16 protein-coding genes are annotated in these 25121 nt (G+C 73.8%); 6 read left to right on the top strand and 10 right to left on the bottom strand.

Going from position 1 to position 25121, the window contains the following annotated elements; genetic code table 11:
- Positions 1-6: 6 nt before the first annotated feature.
- From ABD879_RS02560 to ABD879_RS02550, 3 genes are all read right to left on the bottom strand, one after another.
- Positions 7-1140 (bottom strand): glycosyltransferase family 4 protein, encoded by a 1134-nt coding sequence (locus ABD879_RS02560; protein WP_345016994.1) that lies wholly within the window; start codon positions 1138-1140, stop codon positions 7-9.
- Between the two features lie 136 nt (positions 1141-1276).
- Complete coding sequence (locus ABD879_RS02555) at positions 1277-2602, bottom strand: nucleotide sugar dehydrogenase (RefSeq protein ID WP_345016992.1); 1326 nt, start codon at positions 2600-2602, stop codon at positions 1277-1279.
- A 109-nt stretch (positions 2603-2711) separates the two neighbouring features.
- Complete coding sequence (locus ABD879_RS02550) at positions 2712-4253, bottom strand: glycosyltransferase family 4 protein (protein ID WP_345016990.1); 1542 nt, start codon at positions 4251-4253, stop codon at positions 2712-2714.
- A 54-nt stretch (positions 4254-4307) separates the two neighbouring features.
- On the opposite strand from ABD879_RS02550, the gene wecB reads away from it, so the two are divergent.
- The 3 genes from wecB to ABD879_RS02535 are packed head-to-tail and all read left to right on the top strand — an operon-like array spanning position 4308 to position 8401.
- A complete protein-coding gene (wecB, locus tag ABD879_RS02545; protein WP_345017086.1) occupies positions 4308-5387 on the top strand; it encodes a non-hydrolyzing UDP-N-acetylglucosamine 2-epimerase in 1080 nt (359 codons plus the stop codon).
- Positions 5371-6123 (top strand): hypothetical protein, encoded by a 753-nt coding sequence (locus ABD879_RS02540; RefSeq protein ID WP_345016988.1) that lies wholly within the window; start codon positions 5371-5373, stop codon positions 6121-6123. The genes wecB and ABD879_RS02540 overlap by 17 nt, the downstream gene beginning before the upstream one ends.
- A 43-nt stretch (positions 6124-6166) precedes the next feature.
- Entirely contained in the window at positions 6167-8401 is a 2235-nt protein-coding gene (locus ABD879_RS02535) for a glycosyltransferase (RefSeq protein WP_345016986.1), read from the top strand.
- Between the two features lie 43 nt (positions 8402-8444).
- On the opposite strand, the gene ABD879_RS02530 is transcribed toward ABD879_RS02535, so the two are convergent.
- Positions 8445-11867: a bifunctional glycosyltransferase/CDP-glycerol:glycerophosphate glycerophosphotransferase gene (locus ABD879_RS02530; RefSeq protein ID WP_345017084.1), complete on the bottom strand. Its 3423-nt coding sequence runs from the start codon at positions 11865-11867 to the stop codon at positions 8445-8447.
- 54 nt (positions 11868-11921) lie between these two features.
- Entirely contained in the window at positions 11922-14168 is a 2247-nt protein-coding gene (locus tag ABD879_RS02525; RefSeq protein WP_345016984.1) for a bifunctional glycosyltransferase/CDP-glycerol:glycerophosphate glycerophosphotransferase, read from the bottom strand.
- 295 nt (positions 14169-14463) lie between these two features.
- On the opposite strand from ABD879_RS02525, the gene ABD879_RS02520 reads away from it, so the two are divergent.
- Positions 14464-16371, top strand: coding sequence for a glycosyltransferase family 2 protein (locus ABD879_RS02520; RefSeq protein WP_345016982.1), 1908 nt, complete (start codon positions 14464-14466; stop codon positions 16369-16371).
- Here ABD879_RS02520 and ABD879_RS02515 read toward each other — a convergent pair.
- On the bottom strand, positions 16313-17917 hold the full coding sequence (locus ABD879_RS02515) for a glycosyltransferase family 39 protein (RefSeq protein WP_345016980.1): 1605 nt from the start codon (positions 17915-17917) through the stop codon (positions 16313-16315). The two genes, ABD879_RS02520 and ABD879_RS02515, sit on opposite strands and share 59 nt — an antisense overlap.
- Before the next feature lie 230 nt (positions 17918-18147).
- Here ABD879_RS02515 and ABD879_RS02510 point away from each other — a divergent pair, with 230 nt between their 5' ends.
- Both ABD879_RS02510 and ABD879_RS02505 read left to right on the top strand, forming a co-directional pair.
- On the top strand, positions 18148-19701 hold the full coding sequence (locus ABD879_RS02510; protein WP_345016978.1) for a hypothetical protein: 1554 nt from the start codon (positions 18148-18150) through the stop codon (positions 19699-19701).
- Between the two features lie 240 nt (positions 19702-19941).
- Entirely contained in the window at positions 19942-20379 is a 438-nt protein-coding gene (locus ABD879_RS02505; RefSeq protein WP_345016976.1) for a hypothetical protein, read from the top strand.
- Positions 20380-20608: 229 nt separating this feature from the next.
- Here ABD879_RS02505 and ABD879_RS02500 read toward each other — a convergent pair whose 3' ends face one another.
- The 4 genes from ABD879_RS02500 to ABD879_RS02485 form a co-directional block, all read right to left on the bottom strand.
- Positions 20609-21274: a hypothetical protein gene (locus ABD879_RS02500; protein ID WP_345016974.1), complete on the bottom strand. Its 666-nt coding sequence runs from the start codon at positions 21272-21274 to the stop codon at positions 20609-20611.
- Positions 21264-22685: a protein kinase domain-containing protein gene (locus tag ABD879_RS02495; RefSeq protein ID WP_345016972.1), complete on the bottom strand. Its 1422-nt coding sequence runs from the start codon at positions 22683-22685 to the stop codon at positions 21264-21266. The genes ABD879_RS02500 and ABD879_RS02495 overlap by 11 nt, the downstream gene beginning before the upstream one ends.
- A gap of 391 nt (positions 22686-23076) precedes the next feature.
- Positions 23077-23730 (bottom strand): hypothetical protein, encoded by a 654-nt coding sequence (locus ABD879_RS02490; RefSeq protein ID WP_345016970.1) that lies wholly within the window; start codon positions 23728-23730, stop codon positions 23077-23079.
- A gap of 292 nt (positions 23731-24022) precedes the next feature.
- Positions 24023-25036, bottom strand: coding sequence for a CDP-alcohol phosphatidyltransferase family protein (locus ABD879_RS02485; protein WP_345016968.1), 1014 nt, complete (start codon positions 25034-25036; stop codon positions 24023-24025).
- Positions 25037-25121 lie beyond the last annotated feature (85 nt).

Here is a 25121-nt window from a genome sequence, read left to right as displayed (position 1 = left end):
CGGCCGCTAGTCGGGGAGCGGCTCGGGCCGCGGCGCCACGACCGGGCCGGGGACGGCGCGTCCGGCCCACTGCTCGAGCTGGGCGACGAACCGCTCGGCGTGCACCGGCCAGTGGAACCGGGCCCGCGCCGTCTCGTAGCCGCGTTCGCCGAACTCGGCGCGCAGCCCGGGGTCGTCGCGCAGCCGCCGCAGCGCGTCGGCCGCGGCGGCCGGGTCGCCGAACGGGACGACCAGCCCGCACCCGGCCGGTTCGACGATCCGCACCGCGGGCGGATTGGGCGTGGTGATCACCGGGATGCCGCGGGCCATGTACTCCACGACCTTGGTCGGCATCGAGTGCCGGTAGTTCGGCTCGTCGTGCAGCAGCGCCAGCCCCGCCATGGCGCCCTCGGCGATGCGCAGCGCCCGGTCGTTGGGCACGAAGCCGTACCAGCGCAGCACGCCGTCGCGCTGGGCGTCGCGCAGGGCGGTCCGCACGTCGCCGTCGGCGGCGCCGATCAGCTCGATCATCACGCCCTCGGGCGCCAGCAGCCGGGCCGTCTCCACCATGTCGAGCGCGCCCCGGGCGCGCGACAGGTGCCCGACGTAGACGGCGCGGTGGCCGTCCGGCGGGGGCGGCGGCACGTCCGACACGTAGGTGGTGTTGGGCACCACCGGATGCTCGTCCTGGAACCGCGCGCGGTAGCCCTCCTCGGCCAGCAGCAGCCGGTGCCGGCGCTCGCTGCGCGCCTCCAGGCGCCGCACGGCGGGACGCAGCAGCGGCCGCACCGGCGCGGGCAGCCAGCCCTTGGCGCCGAGGGCGGCGGCGGTGTCCTCGTGCACGTCCCACACCACCGTGCGCGCACGTACCGAGCGGGGCAGGCCGACCAGCAGCTCCGGGTCGTGCAGCAGGATCACGTCGGCGTACGGGGCGTGCTCCTCCAGCGCCCGGTGCGCGGCGCGCAGTGCGCGGAGCCTGCGCCGCCCCACCGCGCGCGGCACGTCCACCGGGCTCACCCGCCGCCAGGGCGTCACGTTGCACGCGCGGAACGGCGCGATATAGGTGACCTCGTGACCGGCGTCGAGCAGCGCGCGGATCTGCCGGTGCAGAATCCTGGCATCCTCTGGGTGATGCACAATCGTGCAAACGCAGACCCGCATGGCATTCACTCCGGATCGGTGCCGACAAATCCATCGTCGAGTCTGTGCGGGCCAGGGAAATTGTGTGTTAATTCCGCCTTGCCACGCGATGTCCGCCCCCGGTCGGCGCCCCGTCCCACCGCCGGGACCGGTCGCTTCACAGCAGCTCGACGCTCTCGCGCCGGATGCCGCGGGTGCGGCCCCGGGTGTCGAACAGGGACCGTGCGTGCCGGGACAGCAGCGACGCCTCGTAGGCCGAGTGGTCGGTCAGGACGATCACCAGGTCGGCGTCCTGCAGCGCGGCCGCCAGCTCCGCCTCGTCGCGGGAGGAGCCGGCGTCGTCGCGCCGCCCGCCGTCCGGCCGCACCACCGGCGCCGGGCCGACGCGCGGCACCTGCGCTCCGTCTACCCGCCACTCGGCCACGTACGGGTCGTGGAAGCGCAGCTCGGCGCCCAGCCGGGCCAGCCGCCGCGCCACCGGCCGGGCCGGCGACTCGCGCTGGTCGGCGACGTCGGCCTTGTAGGTGACGCCGAGCAGCAGCACCCTGGCGCCCTTGAGCGCGCGGCCCTGCTGGTTGAGCAGCTGCTGGGCGCGCTCGGCGACGTACCGGGGCATCCGGTCGTTGATCTCCTGGGCCAGCTCCACGAACCGGAACGGGTAGCCCAGCGACCGCACCTTGTACGACAGGTAGTTGGGATCGATGGGGATGCAGTGCCCGCCCACGCCCGGCCCCGGCCGGAACGCCTGGAAGCCGAACGGCTTGGTGGCCGCGCAGTCGATCGCGTCCCACAGGTCGATGCCCAGCTCGTGGCAGAACACCGCCATCTCGTTCACCAGCGCGATGTTGACGTGCCGGTAGGTGTTCTCCAGCAGCTTGGCCATCTCGGCCTCGCGGGTGCCCTTGGCCTGCACGACCTGGTCGACGAACTTGCCGTAGAACGCCGCCGCGGCCGACGCGCACGCCGGGGTCAGCCCGCCCACGATCTTGGGGGTGTTGCGCACCCCGTAGACCGGGTTGCCCGGGTCGATGCGCTCGGGGGAGAACGCCAGGTGGAAGTCCTCGCCCGCGGTCAGCCCGGAGGTCTCCAGGATGGGCCGCACCACCTCCTCGGTGGTGCCCGGGTACGTGGTGGACTCCAGCACCACCAGCGTGCCCGGCTCCAGATGCCGCGCCACGGCCTCGCCGGCGCCGCGCACCGCGGTCAGGTCCGGGCCGCCCTCCTCCGACAGCGGGGTCGGCACGCAGATCACCACGGTGCGGGCGCCGTCCAGGACGTCCTCGTCCGCGCTCGGCCGGAATCCGGCCGCCAGCATCCGCTCGACCTCGGCGGCCGACACGTCGTCGACGTGCGACAGCCCCGCCGACAGCCCGGCGACGACCCGCGGGTCGCGGTCCAGCCCGCCGACCCGCAGGCCGGCCAGGCACGCCTCGCGCACCAGCGGCAGCCCGACATAGCCGAGTCCGATGACCACCAGATCCACCCGGCGGCTCCCTTCACGCGTGTTCACGGCGCCGGAACGGCCGCACCTTCCTTGCGGGAACCCGTCGCGCGGGCACCCGGTGTCACAAGATCGCTGTCACGTCTCGCTGTCACGTCGTCCGCGGTGGGACCGGATAGGCAGAACGGTACCGGTCCGCCACGGCCCGCCAGGTACGTTCCACCCGGACCCATTCCCGAGCGGACTGTCCGATTTTCCGGCGTTGTTCGGGACTGTAAATGAGCTGGGACAGTGCATCCGCCCATGCCTCCGGGTCTTCCGGAACTGTTAACGTCCCGGTCACGCCCGGTTCCACAATTTCGCGCAAAGCCCTGACATCACTTGCTATTACCGGAATTCCCCCGGCCATCGCCTCGACGGGCTTGAGGGGCGTGACCAACTGGCAGACGCGGTCGGCCCGCCGGGGGACCGCGAACACATCGAGGACCGCGTGATAGCGACGTACCGACGACATCGGCACCCTGCCGGGGAACACCGCGCGCACGCCGCGTTCGGCGGCGCGCCGCTCCAGCGCGCCGCGCTCCGGCCCGTCGCCGACCAGCAGCAGCGCGACGTCGGTGCCCCGCCCGCGCAGCACCGCGGCCGCGTCGATCAGCGTGTCGATGCCCTCGTAGCCGTAGAACGACGAGGTCAGGCCGACCACCGGGACGTCGGTGCCGATGCCCAGCTCGGCGCGCAGCTCGGCGGCGTCGGGCAGCGGCTGCAGGAACGCCTCGTCCACCCCGTTCGGCACCGTGATGATCTTCTCCGGGGCGATGCCCCGGTCGGCGATCTCGGCGCGCATCGCCTCGCCCAGCGTCACCACCACGTCGGCGGCGGCCATGCGGCGCGTCTCCAGTTCGCGGGTGAGCCGGTAGAAGTCGTCGGTCGAGCGGTGCGACGGGTCGCGCGACAGCCAGGAGTCCTCCAGAAAGCCCCGCACCTCGTACACCACCGGCAGGCCGCGGCGGCGGCCCAGTTCCAGCGCGACGGCCGCGTTGTGGTGGTCGCTCACCGCGTGCAGCACCGCCGGGCGCAGCTCGCGCACCAGCCGCTCCGCCAGGTCGGCGCTCTTGGCGACGGCCTTGACGGGCGTGCCGGGCGGCAGCCACGAAAGCAGCCGGTGATACGGCACCCCATCCACCTCCACGTATCGGCGCGGGTCCGCGATCCCCTGGCTGAGCGGATAGCCGAGCCGCGTCACCACGTGGGTGTCGTAGCCCATCGCCCGCTGCGCCAGGGCGATTCGGTGGGTGCGCACCGTGTACCCGGCGTTCGTGCGGGGCAGTGCGTTCGTCACGAACTGCAGGACGCATCCGGAATCGATGTTGACCTGGTTCGACCCTTTCTTAATCGAACTGGGGGTACGTCCGGAAGTGTCGTGGTCGACCGGGTCATGGGGGACCGGGTCGTGGTCGAGCAGCAGGCGCAGATCGGCGGACTCGCGCCGCGGATCGCGCGGCCGGGGCACCGCCAGCCGGCCGAGCCGGGTGCGCCGCAACCGGTCGCCCGCACCGGCCGGAAGCGCGCGCAGCAGCAGCCGCACGGCCAGCCGGGGCGCCCGGCGCGGGTCGGCGCGCAGCTGCCGCCAGGCGAGCCCGGGCAGGTAGACCGCCGCTTTCAGCGGCGGGATCAGGGAATGTCGGATGAGCACGGCGGGCGAGCGTAAGCAACCCGGATGAACAGAAGGGAAATCGTGTTGGGGTCGATCGTTCATGTCCTGGGAGCCCGGCCGAACTTCGTCAAGGCCGCCCCGGTGATCGGGGCGCTGCGCGCCGCGCACGCCGAACAGGCCGTGGTGCACACGGGCCAGCACTACGACGAGCGGATGTCGGAGATCTTCTTTCACGAGCTGGGTCTACCCGAACCCGACGTCAACCTCGGCGTCGGCTCGGGCAGCCACGCGGCGCAGACCGCCGCGCTGCTCACCGGACTGGAGGGGGAGTTCACGAGCCGTTCACCCGCGCTCGTCATCGTGTACGGCGACGTGAACTCGACGATCGCCGCCGCCCTCGTCGCGGCCAAGCTGCACATCCCGGTCGCCCACGTGGAGGCGGGGCTGCGCAGCTTCGACATGACCATGCCGGAGGAGGTGAACCGGCGCCTCACCGACCAGCTGTCGGACCTGTGCTTGGCCACCAGCCCCGAGGCCGTCGGGCACCTGGCCCGCGAGGGCGTCCCGGTGGAGCGGGTGCACCTGGTCGGCAACCCGATGATCGACACCCTGCTGGCCAACCTCGGCAAGTTCGACACCGCCAGGGTCCGGGCCGAGCACGGGCTGCCCGAGCGGTACGTGCTGGCCACCATGCACCGCCCCGCCAACGTGGACGCGCCGGAGACGGCCGCCGCGCTGGTCCGGCACCTGCACGGCGTCGCCGACCTGGCCGACGTGGTCATCCCCGTGCACCCGCGCGGCCGGGCCAACCTGATGGCCGCCGGGCTGGCCGACCACCCGGGCGTGCACGTGCTGGAGCCGCTGGGCTACATCGACTTCGTCGCGGCGGTGCGCGGCGCGGCGGCGGTCGTCACCGACTCCGGCGGCCTGCAGGAGGAGACCACCATCCTCGGAGTGCCGTGCCTGACCGTCCGGCCCAACACCGAACGGCCGATCACCATCACCCACGGCACCAACCGGCTGGTCGGGTTCGCGGAGCTCGTCCCGGCGGCCCGCAAGGTGCTGGAGACGGGGCCGGCCGGCACCCCGCGCAAGCCGCCGCTGTGGGACGGCCAGGCCGGACCCCGCATCGCCGACGTGATCATGGAGTATCTCGGTGACCGACCCGCGTGACGCCCGACCCGACACCCCGTCCGCAGCCCCGCCGATGGCCACCGCCCGGCCCATGGCCACGGCGAAGGCCAACCGCCAGGTGGCGCGGCTGCGCGCCCAGCTGCGCGAGAGCCAGGCCCGCGTGCAGGAGCTGGAGCGGCGGCTGACCGCCCTGGAGACCTCGGCGGCGCTGCAGTTCGGCCGGCTCGTCGCCGGCGCGGCCCGCAACCCGCGGCGCCGCGCCCCGCGCCTGCCGCGCGAGCTGTACCGGCTGTGGAAGCAGCGCAACGCGCCCGCGCCCGCCTCGGCCACCGCCGCCGACGCCGAGAACCGCGTCGAGCTCGACCAGGTGGACCGGGCCGAGGACCGGCTGCTGGTGGCGGCCCCCCACGAGGGCCTGGTGATCGCCGGGATCCTCGGCCGGCCCGCCGCCGCGGCGCTGGCCGGGCACGCCAAGATCGTCTCGCTGTACCCGCACGACGCCGTCACCGCGTTGGAGACCGCCGACGTGGACATGCTCGTGGTGGACGCGGCGGCGGGCGAGCCCGGCGGCCCCTGGGCCTACCTCGGCATGCCCGGCATGTACGACCGCGAACGCGTCCTGCACGACGTCCGCGAGCTGGCCCGCGTCCGCGGCCTGCCGCTGGTGCTGTGGGGCGAGGCGCCGCCGCCGGGCCTGGCGATCCTGGAGTGGGACGCCGCCGTCACCGCGCCCGCGCGGCTCGCCGAACTGGTCCCCGCCTTCCAGCCCGCCTGACCCGCCTGCCCCGCCTGACCTGACCGCAAACCGCCCGAAAGGAATGCCCGTGCCACCACGCGCGCTCGTGTACGGCGACGTCGATCTCAACCTGATCGACGGCTCGGCGATCTGGGCCCAGGGGATGGTGCAGTCGCTGGCCCGCGCCGGCTGCGCGGTGACCCTGGTGCTCAAGGCCCCGGTCCGCACCGGACGGCTGGTCGATCCGCTGCGCGCCCTGCCCGGCGTGACCGTGCGCAGCCCGCACGCCGAGGGGAAGGTCGAGGGCGACCGCGGCATGCCCGCCAAGCAGGCCGCCGCCGTGCTGGCCGAGATCGACGCCGAGGACCCGTTCGACCTGGTGGTGGTGCGGGGGCGGCGGCTGGCCGGCAAGCTCGCCGCCGGGCCGCCGGCGGGACGGCTGTGGACGTACCTGACCGACGTGCCGCAGTCGGCGGGCGAGTTCGACCGGGCGGCCAAGGGCGAGCTGCGCCGCATCGCCGACGCGTCCCGGCTGCTGCTGTGCCAGACCGAGGAGCTGCGCTCGTTCCTGGAGAGCGCCGTCCCCGCCACGGCGGGCAAGAGCGTGCTGTTCCCGCCCGTGGTCGTCCTGCCGGACGGGCTGACGCCGCGCGCCGCGCGGCCGCCGCGCGGCCGGACGCTGCGGCTGGTCTACACGGGCAAGTTCGCGCCGCGCTGGAACACCTACGAGATGACGGGGCTGCCGCGCCTGCTGGCGCTGCGCGGCGTGGACGCCGAGCTGCACATGGTCGGCGACAAGATCCACGACGACCCGAAGGACCCCGGCTTCTCCACCCGGATGCGCACCGCCCTGGAGACCGCCCAGGGCGTGGTCTGGCACGGCGGCCACCCGCGCGCCGAGGCGATGCGGATCACCTCCGAGTGCGACGTGGGCCTGTCGTGGCGGCACCCGGAGATGGACGCCAGCCTGGAGCTGTCCACCAAGGTGCTGGAGTGCGGGGCGCTGGGCGTGCCGGTGCTGCTCAACCGCACCCCCATGCACGAGCGGCTGTTCGGTGCCGACTACCCGCTGTTCGTGGCGTCGGAGACCGACGTGGTCGACGCGCTGGCGCTCATCGGCAAGAACCCCGACGTGTACGTGACGGCCGCCGAACGCTGCCGGGCCGCCGCCCGCGACTACACGCTCGACGCGGCCGCCGAACGGCTCCGCGGCTACCTGGAGCAGGCGTTCCCGGAGCCGTCGCAGGCCGTCCTCGCCGCCGCCCGCCGGGCCGCCGACGGCGCCGGGGCCGCCGCCCCCGCGGGCGCCGCCGGCGAGCGGAGGCTGCGCGTCGGCATCGCCGGGCACGACCTGAAGTTCTTCACCCGGCTGCTGGACTACCTGCGGTCCCGACCCGACATGGAGGTCCGCGTCGACCACTGGGCCGCGCTGAAGGTGCACGACCCCGACCGCAGCCGCGAACTCGTCGAGTGGGCCGACGTGGTCGTGTGCGAGTGGTGCGGGCCCAACGCGCTGTGGTACGCCCGGCACAAGCGGCCCGGCCAGCGCCTGCTGGTGCGCCTGCACCGGTTCGAGCTGTACGCCAGGTGGCCGCGGCATCTGGACATCGACGCGGTCGACCAGGTGATCTGCGTCAGCCCGCACTACGCCCGGCTGACCCGCGAGACCACCGGCTGGCCCGCCCACAAGATCACCGTCGTGCCCAACTGGGTGGACGACGCCCAGCTCGACCGGCCCAAGCTGGCCGGCGCCGAGCACCACCTCGGCATGATCGGCATCGCGCCGTCCCGCAAGCGGCTCGACCTGGCGCTGGACGCCCTGGAGGAGCTGCGCCGCGACGACCCCCGCTTCACGCTGTTCGTCAAGTCCAAGCTGCCGTGGGAGTACTGGTGGATCTGGCAGCGCGACGAGGAGCGCGCCCACTACGAGCGGGTGTTCCGCCGCATCCGCCGCTCCCCGCTGCTGTCGGGCGGCGTGGTGTTCGACTCCTACGGCCGGGACGTGGCCGCGTGGCTGCGCCGCATCGGGTTCGTCTTGTCCACCAGCGACGACGAGAGCTTCCACCTGGCCCCGGCCGAGGGCATGGCGTCCGGTGCGGTCCCCGTGCTGCTGGGCTGGCCCGGCGCCGACACCATCTACGACACCCGCTGGATCCACGCCGACGCGTCGGCGATGGCCGCGTCGATCGCCGCGACGGTGCGCGACGGCCGCTGGGAGGCCGACCGGCGGCTGGCGCGCGAGCAGGTCACCCGCGCCTACGGCCTGGCCGAGGTCTGCCGCCAGTGGACCGAGCTGCTGGCGGGCGCCCGCCCCTAGCGGCCGCCGCGCCGGGAAGCCGGGAACCGTGGCGCCAGGGCGGCTACGAGCCGGGGAACAGCCGGTCGACGACGCGGGCGGAGGCCCGGCCGTCGTCCAGCGGGCAGAACCGCTCGACGAACGCGTCGTAGTTGTGCCGGTACTCCTTGGCGATCGGCTCGATGTCGCGGATCGCCTCGATCACCGCGTCGGAGGTCTCCAGCAGCGGACCCGGCGCCTCGGCCTGGAAGTCCAGGTAGAAGCCGCGCAGCCGGTCGCGGTAGTCGGCCAGGTCGTAGGTGAAGAACAGCATCGGCCGCCGGGTGTTGGCGTAGTCGAACATGACCGACGAGTAGTCCGTGATCAGCAGGTCGGAGATCAGGTACAGGTCGGTGATGTCGGGGTACAGCGAGACGTCCATGACGAACTCGCCGTCCTCGGGCACCCCGTCCACGACGTTGCTGTGCAGCCGGACCAGCAGCACGTGGTCGTCGCCCAGCGCGGCCTTCGCCCGGTCCAGGTCCAGGCGCAGGTCGAACTTGTAGCGGCCCCGGCTGTAGTACTGGTCGTCGCGCCAGGTCGGCGCGTACAGCACGACCCGCTTGCCCGCGGGCACGCCGAGCCGGGCCCGCACCTGCGCCGCGATCCGGTCGGCCTCGGGGTGGTACAGCAGGTCGTTGCGCGGATACCCGGCCTCGATGATCTCGCCCTTGAACGAGAACGCGCGGCGGAAGATCTCGGTGCTGAACGGGTTGGGCGACAGCAGGTGCGTCCACTCCGGCAGCGCCGGCCCGGCCTGCGCCTCCTCGCCCTTGCCCTTCCCCTTCGACAGGGAGCGGTAGGCCTGCTTCATGCCGGGCGCGTAGGCGAAGTGCGCCTCCTTGACGTCCCGGCCGACCTTCTTCAGCGGCGTGCCGTGCCAGGTCTGCAGCACCACCTGGTCGGGGTGGCGCTGGAACCAGTCGCCGAGCCGGTGGTTGGTGATGATGTACCGGGAGCTCGCGATCGCCTCGTGCCACTCGCGGCCGTTGAGCCGCAGCGGGGTGAGCGTGTCGGGCAGCTCCACCTGCGCGTCGTTGACGACCCACAGCTGCTCCAGGTCGCCTGCCAGGCCGCGCGCCACCATCTCCAGGTGGATGGCCTTGGGGCTGTCGGAGTACTGGCGGCCGTTGAAGCAGGAGAACACCACCGCGTCGCGCAGCCCCTCCTTGGCCGCCCGCTGGCGCGCCTCGGCCCGCAGCGTCGTGGCGGCCGACTTCTCCTCGGGCGGGACGTCGCCGGACACCCGCACGACCAGGCCGACGCGCTGCAGCTCCAGCGCGTACCCGCGGCGGGCGACCTCCAGGGCCGGGGGCAGCGCGGACGCCACCGCCGGGTCGGTGCGCACCGCCAGGGCGCGGCCGCCCGGGGTGCGGAACAGCACGTCCCACTGGCCCGCCCGCAGCGGCAGCACGCCCGCCACGCTCGGCACCGCCGCGGCCGGGATCTCGGCGCGCAGCACGCCGTCGTCGCCGCGGGTCGCGCCGAACGCGTACTCCTTGCGGCGGCCCCGGCTGCGCAGCACGATCTCGCCGGTGCCGTCCGCCCGGTGCGTCCCGGCCAGCACCAGGGTGCCGTCGGGGCGCCAGGCGCACTCGGTGACCGTCAGCCGCGCCGTGCGCGACTGGACCCGCAGGTAGCCGGACGCGTCGCGGCCCGCGGACAGCTCCCGCCGGCCGACCAGCCGCTCGATGCCGTCGACGCCCTCGGCCAGCACCAGCGGACGCCCGTTGATCAGCACGGCCCAGTCGCAGGTGTCGTCCACGGCCCGCGGATCGATCAGCTTCTTCGGCTCGGGCAGCGGGACGCGCGCCACGAACCGGGTGCCGACCACCGTGACCGGCACCGGCACGACCTCGTCGCCCATCGCCAGCGAAAGCTCGGCCGCACCGGCGCAGGCGCCCTCGACCGCCAGCTCGTCGCCGTCCCAGCGCAGCGACGTCGCCTTGGCGGTCACGGTCTCCACGTGGATGCGCAGGGTGCCGTCCACCACCCGCGGAACGATCCGCACGTCGTCGTCGACGTAGTGGTACGGCGGACGGGCCGCGCTGCCGCTGGTGCCGCCGCGCAGCCGCGCCGACCGCAGCACGCCCGCGTTGAACACCACGGCCTCCACGTCCCAGGACCCGTCGGTCCAGGCGCCGCCGCGCCGCAGCTTCTTGGGGTCGAGGACGAACTCGAAACCGGTCCACGGCCCCGACTTCTTGCCGGGCTTGCGGGTCTGCCGGGCCCGCAGCACCACGCGCCGCCGCCCCGACCGCAGCACCACGCTCTTCACCGACGTCCAGCGGCGCCGCATGCTGACCGAGTTGATGTACGCCTCGCCGGACACGAACAGCCGCCCGTCCCGCCAGGCGATCTCGTAGGTGCGGCTGCGCAGCGCCACCTCGGTGCGCGCCAGGTACACCTCGTCGGGGATGCCGAGGCTGTCGTCCTTCCAGTACGGGTGGACGACGTAGCGGCGCAGCCCGCTGCGCACGATGCTGGGGTGCGGCTTGCCGCGCGCGTACCGCACCACCTTGACCAGTTCGGTGCGGCGCTCCCGGCCCGCCAGATGCCACTTCAGCCGGGTGATCGACGGCAGGTCGGCGAGCGTCTCGGGCTGCAGCCAGGACGCGTGCGCCGCCGCCTGCCGCACCACGGCGGCGCGTTCGTCGTCGGTGGCGTCGGGCAGCGCGTCCAGGAACGCCCGCAGCTCGCCGTTCAGCACCGACGCCAGGAACGCGCGGCGGTCGCGGGCCGACCAGCGGCCCTCCAGCGCCTCCAGCGCGGTGGCGACGGCGGTGAAGCCGTCGGCGACGGCCTGCGGTTCGGCGGTCGGCTGCGGCGCGGTCGGACGGGCGCGGCGCAGCACCACCTCCGGCAGCACGTCCACCGCCTCGGCCAGGAAGTACGCCTGCACCGCCACGGCCAGGTCGTCGTCGCGGTTGATGTCGGGGAAGGCCAGGGCGTGCCGGTCCCAGAACGCGCGGCGGAACAGCTTGGCGGTGATCAGCCGGTCGTCCAGCAGGGCCGGATGCCTGCGCACGTGGGTGCGCGACAGCGCCGCGGCGAACGCCTCGCGGTGCCGCCGCGACGGCTGCGACCCCTGCTCCCGCCGCACCGCCACGTTGCCCGCCGCGAAGTCCGAGCCGCTGGCGGTGAGCGCGGAGTGCAGGGCGGCCAGCGCCCCCTCGGGCAGCACGTCGCCGTCGTCGGCGAACGCCAGGAACTCCCCGGTGGCCTCGGCGACGCCGATGCCGCGGGCCGCGCCGCGGCTCGGCGCCCCCCGGCGGATCACCCGGAACCGCTCGTCGGGCAGATCGGCCTCGGCCGCCGCACCGGTCCCGCCGTCGACCACCACCACTTCCAGTGAGCCGTACGTCTGCGCGGCCAGTGATCGCAGCGTCTCGTTCAGCTCCGTGGCGGTCCCGTGCGCGAGGACGACGACGCTGATCCGGTGAGGCACCAAGGCGATCTCCTTCTGCCGGGGGGATGGCGGGGAGCCTGTGGTGGCGGGAGTCTAGGGGGCTTCGGGCGGATTGGGCACCTGTTCGCCGAGGAATACGCGGCGCACCGTCCGCTCGGCGGCGTGCCCGTCGTCCCACGGGCAGAACCGGGCGCGGAACGCGGCGCGGGCCCGCACCGCCGACTCCTCCAGCCAGGGCGCGCCGGTGCGGAACGTCTTGAGCAGCTCCTCCTCGTCGTACGCGACGGCGCCGGGCGGGAAGGCGGTGACGTCGAAGTTGGTGCCCCGGGTGAGCTGGTAGGTCTCCCAGTCGGGCACGAACAGCACGATCGGCCGGTCGGGCAGCACCGCGTAGTCGAACATGATCGACGAGTAGTCGGTGAGCAGCGCGTCGGAGGCGATGCACAGGTCCTCGACCGACCGGTGCGCCGACACGTCGACGACCCGCTCGGGGTCCCACTGGCCCGCGCCCGGCTTGTAGAAGTAGTGGGCGCGCATCAGCAGCACGTACTCGTCGCCGAGCTCGCGGGCGAACCGCCGGATGTCGAACGTGGGCCGGAACGAGCGCTGGTACTCGCGGTGCGTCGGCGTGTAGAGGACGGCCTTCTTGCCCTCGGGGATGCCCAGCTTGCGCCGCAGTTCGGCCTTCTCGGCGTCGGTGGCCCGCACCAGCCGGTCGTTGCGCGGGTAGCCGACCTCCAGCATCTCGTACTTGCAGGGGAAGCCGCGCTCCCACGCCTCGGTGGACAGCGGGTTGGCCGACACCACGAAGTCCCACCGGTCCGCCCGGGAGATCATCAGCTTGAAGTCCATCCCCTTGGCGCTGGCCGGGTACTTCATCTGGTCCAGGCCCATGCTCTTGAGCGGGGTGCCGTGGTGGGTCATCACGTGCACCTGGCCGGGCCGCTTGACGATGTCGTCGGTCCAGTTGACGTTGTTGACGAAGTACTTGCCGCGGGCCATGACCCGCCAGAAGTCCTTCGACCCGCGCACCACGTAGTCCACGCCCTTGGGCACGGACTTGACGTTCTCGCGCTTGACCACCCACACGCCGTGCACGTCCGGCGCCAGCTCCCGCATCTTCTCGTAGATGGCGGCGGGGTTGCAGGCGTAGCCGCGGTACCAGTACGCGGCGAACACCGCCAGGTTCTCGTCGATGGGCATGCGCAGCTGCGCCTTGTAGTACTGGCGCAGACCGGTGCGCTTGGCGACGTTGACGGCGGCGCGCTTGCGCTTGCGGAACATCGCCGTGGCGGCCTTGGCCGGCGTGCGGGACGGCGGCTTGCGGGTCAGCGCCCGCTGGTAGCCCTTGTAGTCGTTCTTGCCGATGAGCTGGTACTTCTTGGCCGCCTGCTCATCGCGGGGCAGCTCGTGCCCCGCGGGCCGGTACGCGGCGTAGGCCTGCGCCAGGCGCTCGAAGTAGCGCGGGGCGTCCTCCTCGTGCAGCCGCTCGCCGCGCTCCAGGATCTGCTGCATGTGCCGCATCGCCTGGTCGAACATCGGCGCCCGGAGCGGCTCGCCGGCCGCGCCCAGCGAGCCGAGGAAGGTGAACACCCGCTCGTACTGGTCGAAGACGTCGAAGTGCTGGGCGCTGGTCGTGCGGGTGACCGGGCCGCGGCGCCGCTGCCGGTAGATGTAGCAGACCTGGTCGAGCAGGCTGATCCGCTCGGCCGCCAGCAGCGCCGGGTAGGCGACGGTGACGTCCTCGTAGCGGCCGGCGCCGAACCGCAGCCCCAGGTCCGCCAGGAACCGGCGGCGGATCACCCGGTTCCAGGCCGCCGACGTCAGCGTCAGCACCGACGGCTGCTCGGCGCAGGAGAACACCCCGGCCCCGGCCAGGTCGCCGACGGAGGTGCGCTTGACCTTGCCGTGCCAGTACTCGCGGGCGTGGCCGAACAGCAGCACGTCCGGACGGGTGTCGGCCAGCCGCTCCAGCACCGCGGAGACCGCGTCGGGGGTGAGGTAGTCGTCGCTGTCGACGAACCACACGTAGTCGCCGGTGGCCATGTCCAGGCCGGTGTTGCGCGCCTCGCCCGGCCCGACGTTGCGCTCCAGGTGGCGCACCCGCACCCGCGGGTCGCGGCCGGCGTACTCGTCGAGGATCTGCCCGCAGTGGTCGGGGGAGGCGTCGTCCACCGCGATCACTTCGAGGTTCGGCGCGTCCGGAACCAGGATCGAGTCCAGGCACTGGCGCAGGTACCCCTGCACCAGGTGAACGGGGACGACGACGCTGAGCGAGACGGGCGCGCCCGAGCGCGCAGCGGCCAGTCCGTCTCCGATGTGAGCTGGGGTGTCTGCCATGGCTCCGAAAGGGTCTCGTCCTGCGGTCGGCCGGTAGAGGGGCTGTACGGACTTTAGTCGGTGTTTACCGGGCATAGACCGCCGATTCGATAGGACGCCGCCCACACCTGCGGGCACGGCGGCCGGGCGAGCCGCCCCGGGCCTGCGGCGCGGACGCGGGCGGCACCGGCCGACGACACCGGCCGACGACACCGGCAAACGCGGCGCGTCACGGCATGGCGACGGATAGCCTGGTGAAGTTCTGCAGGTGACCGATTTGCGGACGCGCGGGGTGGGCGTGGAACAAAGGCCGAAAGTGACCGTCGTCATTCCGGTCTACAACTGCCGGACGACGCTGCGGCGGGCGCTGGAGTCGGTGTACGAGCAGTCACTGGGACGGTCGGCCGGTGCGGGCGCCATCGAGATCATCGCCGTCGACGACGGCTCGACCGACGGCAGCGGCGAGGAACTGGACCGGATGGCGGCGGCGCGGTCCGAACTGACGGTGCTGCACCAGCCGAACTCCGGCGGCCCCGGCGCGCCGCGCAACGCCGGCATCGACCGGGCGTCCGGCGAGTACGTGTTCTTCCTGGACGCCGACGACCACCTGGCCCCCGAGGCGCTGGAGCGCATGGTCGCGATGGCCGACGCCAACGGCACCGACGTGGTGGTCGGCCAGTACGTGGGCGTGGGCCGGCAGGCGCCGGTGTTCCCCCGCGACCTGCCGCGCACCACCGTCGCCGAGACGCCGCTGCTCTACAACACCCTGTCGCCGCTGAAGCTGTTCCGCCGGTCGCTGCTGGAACGGCTCGGCCTGCGGTTCGTGGAGAACCTGTTCTCGCACGAGGACATGCTCTTCACCGCCCAGGCGTACTTCGGCGCCGACGGCATCTCGGTCGTGGCGGGCTACGACTGCTACTACTGGGTCGACCGGGAGGACGGCACCAGCACCCTCCAGCAGGGCGGCGCGCCCGCCGAGCAGTACTTCCCGGCCATCTCCGAGGTGATGAGCCACCTGGCGGGGCGGGTCGAGCCGGGCCCGCTGCGCGACCGGCTGATGCTGCGGCACTTCCGGCACGAGATCGCCAGCCGGTTCGGCCCCCGCTACCGCGAGCTGCCGGAGGAGGAGCAGGCGCTCACCCGCGTCGGCGCCCGCCGGCTCGTCGACGCCTGGTACACGCCCGGCGTCGAGCACGGGCTGTGGCCCCGGTCCCGGCTGGTGATGCACTGCCTGCGGTACCGGCTGGACGACGTGCTCGCCGAGATCGTGGCGACCGACCCCGACGGCCCGCCGCCCACCGTCGTGGACAAGGACAAGGCGTTCCAGGTCTACCCCCGCTTCCGCGACGCGGCCACGGCGCTGCCCGACCACCTGTACGACATCACCGACCGGATCGGCACCGAGAACCGGCTGACCGAGGTGTCCTGGACGCCGTCCGGCCTGCGCGTCGCCGGCCGCGCCGCGCTGTCGGGCGTCACCGAGCGGCCGGAGACGACGCTGCTGCTCAGGCGGCGGGGCGAGCCGGCCGACGAGCGCCGCCTGCCCGTCCGCGCGCTGGGGGGCGACCGGTTCCGCGCCGACATCGACCTGGCCGCGGGCGACGCGCCGGGCGACGGCGCCTGGGACCTGCACGTCGAGATGCGGGTGCAGGAGCTGACCGTGGTCCGCAGGCTCGGCCCGGACGACGACCTGCAACCGCCGGAGCGGCGGCTGGTGCGCGGCGGCCGCGCGGTCGTGCCCGCCCGCCGCGGGCCGGGCCTGGAGCTGCGGGTGACCGCCGCGCACCCCGGCACCGCGATGACGCTGGAGAGCGCCGACTGGGCGGCGGACGGGGTGCTGCGGGTCACCGGTCACGTGCCGAGCGCGCTGCCGTCCGGCCACCCGGTGGAGGCGTCCGCCGAGCTGCTGCGCCGCCAGGACGGCACGGTGGTGCCGGCGAAGGTGTGGGCGTCGTGCGTCCCCGAGGCCCTCAACCTGACCGCCGAGTTCGACCTGCGCGGCTGCGACCCGGGCCGCTGGACGCCCTGGGTGAGCTTCACCGTCGACGGCGTCACGGTCCGGGTGCGCCCGCCGGCCCCGCCCGCGCTGCCGCGGCCCGGCCCGGCGGGCAGGCTGCGGCAGGCCGCGCCGTACCGCACCGAACGCGGCGGGCTGTCGGTGAAGATCACGCCGGCGCGGGCCGCGCTGGCCGCGCGGCGCTTCGCCCGCCGCCTGCGGGGCTGAGCGCCCCGGGGACGGCGGCGGTGCGCCGCGCGCCGTCCCCGGCTGCGCCGGCGCCCCCGGGCACGGTGCCGGGCCGCACGTTCTCGTACAGGGACACGGTGCCGCCCTTGAACCGCCAGCGCTTCACCAGGCGGAAGACGCCGGACCGGCGGACCATCCGCTCCTTGGCGCGGTCGGGGGCGTCGGGGGCCCTGGCGTTGCGGTGGACGTACCACAGCCGCCGGACGCCGGCCAGGCGCCGTGCCAGCTCGGCCGCGGGGACCTCCTCGCCGTCGATGGTGCCCGACTGCGTGCCCGTCCGCGCCAGGGCGATGTCGCGCAGCCCCGCGTAGGCGTCGGCGTAGGCGCTCATGGCGCGCCGGTAGTAGTTCTGGTGGAACAGCAGCGCGTCGCCCGGCTGCTTGCCGGTCCGGATGACCGTGCTGAGCGTCCGCAGGTCGTCGGCGCGGGCGTCGGGCGCGCGGATCTGCCGGTGCGCGGGGAGCATCGCCACGGCGAGCGCCGCCGCCGCGGCCGCCGCGGCCCACGCCGGCAGCCGCCGCAGGCCCAGCGCGACCAGCAGCGCCAGCGCCGGGAAGCAGAACAGCACGTAGCGGAACAGGTACGTCGGTATGACGAACGAGACCGCCAGCAGCGCGACCGGCGGCAGCACCAGCCACGCCAGCAGCCCCCAGCGCGTGTCGTCCGCCGCGTCGCCGATGCGACGCACGATCGGGCGCCACAGTGCGACGGCCACCAGCGCGAGGGTCGGCAGGATCAGCCGGCGACCGCCCGACAGCGTGTCGAGCAGGTACCACAGGTCGTCGCGGCCGGGCCTGGTGATCCAGTTGACCTGCGCCCGCTGCGTGACCGACAGCAGCGCCAAGGGCAGCGCCGCCGCCAGCGCGCAGCCCGCCGCCACCGCCCAGCGCCGCAGGTCGCGCCGCGCCGCCACCGCGTGCGGCAGCACCAGCAGCAGCGAGAACAGATGCAGCCACCCCATCAGCGCGACCATCGCGCCGTAGGCGGCCCAGGCCCGCCGTGCGCCGCCATCGCCGTCGTCCCGCCGGTCCAGGGCGCGGACCAGCAGCAGTGTCGCCGCCACCGCCAGCGCCGTCACCCACGTGTACTGGCGGGCCTCCTGGGCGTACCGCGACATCGCCGGCGACACCGCGACCAGCAGCCCGGCGACCAGGCCCGTCCGCGCGTCCGCCAGCCGCATCCCGAGCCATGCGGTGAGCCCCGACGCGGCCGCGGCGCCCAGCACCGACGGCAGCCGCACGGCCGTCTCCCCGGCGCCGAACACCGCCACCACCGGATGCATGAGCAGGTAGTACAGGCCGTGCACGGCGTCGATGTCGGCCAGCAGCCGCAGTGCGTCCCACGGCGGACGCCGCGCCACCCCGATCGTGACGGCTTCGTCCCGCCACAGCGCGGGCCGGGCCAGCGCCCACAGGCCGACCGCGAACGACAGCACCACGGGGAGCGCCACCGCGAGCGCGTCGGCCCCGCGGCGATGTGCGACGGCACGTCCGATCGCACCCGCAGGCAGGACGCGCTTCGCCATGAAGACCCCCGTCCCCGCACAAAGGTGGACACTTCGATCCTAGGTGGAATCGCGTAAATGATCTCCGTCGTGTGTCGGCGGGCTATGCTTCGCGGGGGCGGTGCAGGGGGTTTCGGCACCTGGCCGATACGGCCGCATGCGGGGGCGGGCGCGGCCGCATGAGCGGGGCCGGGTGCGGTCGCATGGATGGGGCCGGGAATGGCCGCATGGACGGAAAGCGCGGAGCTGGAGTGAGCGACGAGGCCACCAACGTGCAGGGCTCAAGCCGATCGACGCGTGGCCCGGCGCGTCGGCTGCTGCGCGGCCTGGGCAGGTGCCTGCTCGGGCACGGCCTGTTCGCGGTCGTGCTGGCCGGAGCGGTCGTGATCCGCTGGATCGCGGTGCGGGGCTTCCCGTCGGTGCTGTGGTTCGGCGACTCCAACACCTATCTGGAAGGCGCGCTGCACTTCGAGCCGTCCCCGCTGCGGCCCGGCGGCTACTCGGTGTTCCTGTGGCTGCTCAAGCCGTTCCACAGCTTCACGGCGGTGCTGGCGGCGCAGCACGCGCTGGGCGTGCTCACCGGCGTCATGGTGTACGCGCTGGTGTGGCGGGCGATCCGCGCCGCCTGGCCGCGCCGCGGCGTATGGCTGCCGGGCCTGGTCGCGTCCCTGCTGTCGGTGCCGGTGCTGTACGACGCGTACCAGATCCAGCTCGAGCACATGCTCGTGTCGGACGGGCTGTTCACCTTCCTGCTCGCCGCCGGCATCACCGTGGCGCTGTGGAAGCCCCGCCGGATGAGCTGGTGGGCCGGGGCCCTGGCGGGCCTGCTGATCTCCGCCGCGGCGATGGTGCGGTCGGTGGGCGTGCCCATGCTGATCGTGCTGCTGGTGTGCATGCTGGTGATGCGCTCGGGCTGGCGGGCCATGGCCGCGACGGTGGCGGCGGCCGTGATCCCCGTCGCGCTCTACATGTCGTGGTTCAACGCCGCGCACGGCAAGTACGCCATCACCACCACCGACCGCATCTGGCTGTACGGCCGCACCGCCGACTTCGCGCGCTGCGACATCATCAAGCCCGACCCCGAGGTCGCCGTCCTGTGCCGCGACCACCTGACGCCCGTGCCCGGCACCGCCCCGGCCTTCCAGGCCCTGTGGGGCGACGACTCGGGCTTCAAGAAGATCCCCGGCTGGATGTACAACCCCAAGGCGAACGAACTGGCCGGGGAGTTCGCCATGGCCGCGATCACCAAGCAGCCCGGCGACTACGCCCGCGTGGTCGTGCGCGACACGTTCCGCTCCTTCGAGTGGGAGCGCAAGCCCTACCCGCGCAAGAGCACCGTCGAGGAGTACGAGTTCCCGGTCGGCGCGGCGCTGCGGGACGACCACGCCCTGCGCGCCTACCCGTACGGCGGCAAGACGGCCCAGGCGCGCGTCGTGGAGCCCTACGGCGAATGGATGCGCGACTACCAGGACTGGGCGTTCGTGCGCGGCCCGTACCTGGGGGTCCTGATGGCGGTGGGGCTGCTGGGCGTGCTGGTGCGGGTGCGGCGGCTCGGCGGCGAGGTGCTGCTGCCGTGGTCGATCGCGCTGGCGCTGCTGGTCGTCCCGGCCGCCACCGCCGACTTCGACTACCGCTACGTCCTGCCCGCCATTCCGTTCGCCGCGCTCGCCGCGGGCCTGGCCTTCGCCCGCCGGCCCCGCCCGGCCGCCGCGCCCCCGGCCGCCGCCGAGGCGTCGTCGCCCGAGCCCGGCGAACTGCCCGGCGCCGCCGAACCGGCGCAGCGCCGCGAAAAAGTCGGCCGGTGAACGCCTTTCGGCGGCCCGGCCACTTTCCATGGATCACTGAAAGTGTCTACTCGGACACTCCCTGCGCTTTGGATATGGGGGGACGCCGGTCGCGCCGACGGCGATCATATTCGCGGTGATCTTTCTTCTCTTTGCTGATCTGGAGGTATTCGCACAAGGAGCCCCGGGCATCCTCTTATTTGGCGAGAAATCGGGAAATGTCCCTGCTCGTCAAGGTCGAAAACCCAGATGGGGGGAGACATGCGAATCGACATTCGCACGGGGGTCGCCCTGGGCGTCTCCGGGCTCGCGCTGAGCGGCATGGCCGCGTTCACACCCGCAGCCCAGGCGTCCACCGCCGCCGGCGGCGCCACCGCCGTCAGCGGCCAGGCGACCTCGACCACCGCGGTGCGCCCCATACGGTGCACCGGCAAGAAGGGGTGCAAGCGCATCGGCCGCCACGTGCGCAAGGACTGGGGCTGGGGCTGGGGCCACCGCGGCTTCCGCCACCACCGCTTCTTCCGCCACCACCGCAAGTTCGGCTTCGGCCGCGGCTTCGGCTACGGGCGGGGCTTCGGCAGGTTCGGCTACGGCCGAGGCTTCGGTTACGGCCGCAACTTCGGGAAGTTCGGCTATGGTCGCAACTTCGGCTACGGCCGGGGGTTCGGCGGTTACGGCGGCTACGGGTACGGCCGGTAGGGCTTGACCCGACGCAACACGGGCGTCTCCTGCTTTCGGCAGGGGGCGCCTGTCCCATGCGGACCGTCCGCCGGCAGATCGGGAAAGTGGGCGCCGGAAGGTGTACCACCTCCGTTCTTCGGAATTATCGGCATCCCCCGATGGGGCCGATTCTCCTCCCTTGGGAGGACCCGGTTCTCCACCCGATTACCGTGTCGCCGCCCGAAAGAGAATGCGGTCGGCGCGCCGTCTAGAACTGCTCGTCGGCCCTGTCGAGCAGGCGGTGCAGCCGCTGGGCGCGCTCCTCGGCGATGCCGCCCTCGCGGGCTCGGGTGACCACCTTGGTGCGGAGCTGGTCGATGCGGACGTCCACAAGGTCGCGCTCGCCCCGGCGGGCCTCCCGGATCGCGGTGTCGATGATGTTGGTCAGGTCGAGGCCCACGTCGGAGCGGATCTCGCAGGCGCGCACGCCGCTCTCGACGGACCTGCGCAGGTCCGCGAGCGCGTCGTCGCGCTCGACGGTGCGGCGGGCCGGCGGATCGCCGGGCGGCGGCGCCCTGCCGGTGGACGGCGGGTCCGGGGCGGGCGTGGTGGCCGGGCCGGTCTCGGTCGCGGACGGCGCGGAGGAGCCGCTCGGGCTTGCGGGCGCCGGGACGCGCGGCGGGGCAAGGGTGGGCCGGTCGTCGAGGGGCGTCACGTCGATCCCGGCGTACAGGATCGTCGCCGCGGTGGCGGTCGAGGCCAGGCTGGCCGCGACCGGCCAGAGGACCCGCAGGCCGCGGCGGCCGTGCGGGCGGGGCACGGCGGGACGGCCGGCGGCGGGCGGCCGTCCCGCGCGGTCGCCGAAAAGCTCGGCGATCTCGTCGGCCGGGGCGGCGCGCCCGCCGTCGCCCCTGGGCTCCGGCTCACCCGCCATGCTGGTCCAGGACCCCGGTCAGCTCGGCCGCCGCGTCCGCGGTCAGCGCGCGCTCCCGGAGCCGTGTGTCGATCTTGCGGCGCAGTTCGGCGACCCGGGCGCCCACATCGACGGCCCGGCCCGCGGTGACCTCGGTGCGCAGGTTGCTGATCAGGTTGGTCAGGTCGAGGGCCACGTCGTCCCGGATCCGGCCGCTGGCCCGGCCGCTGTCCACGAGCGGTTGCAGCCGTCCGAGGACGCCGAGGGTGCTGGTGTCCACGCCCCGGCCGGCGGCGGTGGGCCCGGACGAGGCGGTCTCGGTGGGTTCGGGGACCGGAGCGGTCGGCTCGGTGGGCGCGGCGGAGGGCGCGGTGGCGGCCGGGGGCTGCTGCGGGGCGGCGGCCTCCCGGGACGCGGGCGGCGGGCGGTTCACCGCGACGAGCACCGCCGCTGTGATCACCGCGGCGGCGGCGACGGCGGCCGCGATGAGGGCGGGCCGCCGGCCGGGGGGCGCGTCCTCGGCCGGGGGAGGGGCGGGCAGGTGTTCGGTCCGCCTGTCGTCCTGCGGCGGGCCGGGGCCCTGCTCCGGCTCCGACGGGGCGGAGGCGTCGCCGGCGTACAGGCTCGCCAGGTTCGTCTCGCTGCGGGCGGTCGCGGACGGCGCCGCCATGCGGGCGAGCACGTCGGCGACGCGGCTCATGGACGGCCGCTGCAGCGGGTCGGACGCGCGGCACTCGTAGGCCAGGACGGTCACCTCGTCGGGCACGCGCGCGGCCGTCGCGCCCGCGTTCAGGCAGGCGGTGAGCAGCGCCCCGAACGCCAGGACGTCATCGGCCCGGTCGGCCGCCAGAAGGTCGGACGGCGTGGCGGGCGCGGGGCCGTCGGTCCGGGCGGGCGCCTGCGGCCCATGGCCCGCCCCGCGGTCCGCCCTGCGGTCCGCCGAGGCGCGCAGCACCGCCCCGATGCCCACGTCCACGATCTTGACGCCGCCGGGGGTGAGGAAGATCCGGCGCGGCGTCAGATCGCCGTGCGGCACGCCGTCGCGGTGCGCGACCGCCAGCGCGGTGGCGACCCGGGCGCAGATCTCCAGGGCCTCGGCGGTGGGCAGCGGCGCCCGGTCGATGCGCGCGGCCAGCGTCTCGCCCTCCAGGTACTCGGTGACCAGGTAGGGGGTGACGCGTCCGGCGGCGTCCCGGGTCTGGTCGCAGTCGTAGATGGCGGCGAAGCCGGCGTGCCGCACGCCCGCGGCGCGGCCGGCCAGTTCGTGGAACGCCCGGCCGCGGTCGCCGGCCGCCCGGGACGGGTCGGGCAGCTTGACGGCAACGGACCGGCTCAGCACCTCGTCCCAGGCCCGCCATACCTCCATGGCGTCCCCGTCGTCCAGGCGCTCCATCAGCCGGTAGCGCTCGGTGAGCCGCAGGCCCGGCCTCATCGGGCCGTCCTTCCGTGCGTGCGGGCCGAATATCCAGGCACGCCCAGCAGTACGCGGCGCGGGGCGGGACGGTTCGACGCCATGCGGCGCTGTGGGCATGTCGCCGTGCGGCGCTGTGGGCATGTCGCCGTGCGGCGGTTTCGGCATGGCCGTGCGGCGGTTTCGGTGCGGCACCGACCGTGAATGGCGCGCCGCCAGGCCCCTTTTCGCGAACGGCGGCGTTTATGAAAAAGGCGGGCAGCCGCCCGGCCGTGTGCCCGCCGGATACCGCCGCAATTGCCCGCCGGGACGCCGGGCGCGCCCTCGGGGGCGCCCGGCGCCGCCATACTTAATGCCGCTATTGGCGCTCTTCCGACATATGCCGCGATTCCCCTGCTAGACGGCGTGATTCCTATCGGCGGCGGCCGCCGTCGCGGTCGAATCCGGAGGAATCCCTGGCGGAATATCCGGACCACCACCCCTGGTACGGCCACTGCTCCCACTGCGACTGCTGCCGGTCCTGCGGGGACCGCCACGCCGTCCACGGGGAGGAGGGGTAGGGGTATCCGGGCATCGGTGTCAGCGGGTACCTCAGCCACTGCGGCGGGACGGCGCGCCGCCGCATCTTCGCGGGCGGGTCGGACTCGGGCGGCTCCGGCAGGGCGATGGGCCGCTTCGACGGCGGCGACGGCGGCTTCGTCGGCTCGGACGCCTCCTGCCCGCCGTCTCGCTCGGTGGGAACGGTGGACTTCGCCGGTGCCGTCTGCACCCGCTCGGGCGTCGGCTCCGGGCGCAGCGTCCGCTCGGCGGCCGCACCCGGCGGCGGCGTGGGCGTGCTCGGCGGGACGACGGCGCTCGGTGTCCTGGACGGCGTCCGCGACGGGTACGCCTGGATCGCCTGCGACTGCGGGACGGGCAGCGGACCGCTCCCGGCGCCCAGCGCCTCGGCGATCCCGTAAAAGGCGCCGCCCGCCGTCGTGGCCAGCAGCGCCATTCCGGCCCAGGCGCCGTAACGCGGCGAGGTGTCGCGGGCCTCGCGGGGCCGCCGGTGCCGACCGCCGCGCATATCGGAAATGCAGTTTCTGGTGAACATCCGGCCCCACTCCCGTCGCTCCGCCACGATCAACGCTCAGGCCACTTGACTACGCTCACCGACCGATCACCGTCAAGAGGAAACCGAGGACGATTTCGATGCGCTTCGATCCGCGCCGCCGCGACCGTGAACGGCGAATGAACGCGCGCCGCGCACGCAACGGACCGGACCCGTCCTGATCACTCACCGCACAGGAAAAAGCCCGCCCGCGGCGACGCGGACGGGCGGTTGCGGTGCGCACCGGCGAGCGGCGCGCCCGGCGGTCTCAGACCCGGTCGGCGACCGTCACCTGCTCGGGAAACCGGGCCCGGTACTCGGCGATCCTGCCCTCCAGCTTGGCCACCGCGCGGCTGTAGTCGCGGCTGGACAGCCAGAACTTGTAGATGATCACCAGCTCGAAGGCCAGCATCCCGGCGGCGGCCAGCACGGTCACCGGGATGACCGCCCCCGGCACCGCGGCCGCGACCAGCGGGGCCACGATGAACACGCCCATCTGGAACTCGATGCCGCTGATCAGGTGCGGGCGGATCCGGCCGCGCAGCAGCGCGTTGCGGATCCGGGCGTACCAGGGGAAGCGCCGGTTGAACTCCTGCTGCATGAGCAGGTTGGCCTGCTTGTTGGGGTCGTCGCCGACCACCCGCTCCTCCAGGTCGGCCTCCGGGTCGGGACGCAGCGCGCCCGCCGCCGACCGCAGCTCGTCGCCCATCCCGCCGGCCTCGGCCGCGCCGTCGGCGCGCCGCACGGCCTCCTCCAGGCTCTGCGCCTCCTCCTGCAGCTGCCGCAGCTTGCTGCGCATCTGCCCGCGCACCTTGTAGATCTCCAAGGCGTCCATGTAGCGCAGCATGTCCAGGAACACCACGGCCAGCCCGGTCCACACGTACGCGACGTTGCCGGTGGCCGCGTACTGCCCGCCCATCAGCGCGATCGAGCAGGCCAGCACCCGCACCCGGTCGAAGATGTAGTCCAGCCAGGCGCCGAACACCGACCCGGTGCCCTTCAACCGGGCGATCTTGCCGTCCATGCAGTCGAGCGTGAACGACAGGTGGTACAGCAGCGCGCCCGCCACCAGGTACGGCCACTCGGCCACCGCGAAGCAGGCCCCCGCGCCCAGCCCCAGGATCAGCGCGCCCACGGTCAGCTGGTTGGGCGTGATGTTCGTGCGGTTGGCGGTGAAGCGCACCAGACGGGATGCCAGCGGATCGACCAGCAGCACGGTCCACCATGCGTCACGCGCCTTGTACGTCCGTTCTCGAACGTCCGCGAGCGTGAAGTTCGCCATGGAGAGCTGTCCTTTCAACTTTGTGGCTGGAGGCTTCCCGCCGTCGCTGGGCGCGAACCCACGAGGACCCGCGGGCGGCGGTCCT

The sequence above is a fragment of the Actinomadura keratinilytica genome (genome assembly GCF_039539665.1).
Taxonomy (GTDB): domain Bacteria; phylum Actinomycetota; class Actinomycetes; order Streptosporangiales; family Streptosporangiaceae; genus Spirillospora; species Spirillospora keratinilytica.
Note: the sequence above shows the minus strand (reverse complement) of the source record. Positions and strands in the feature narration are given on the sequence as shown.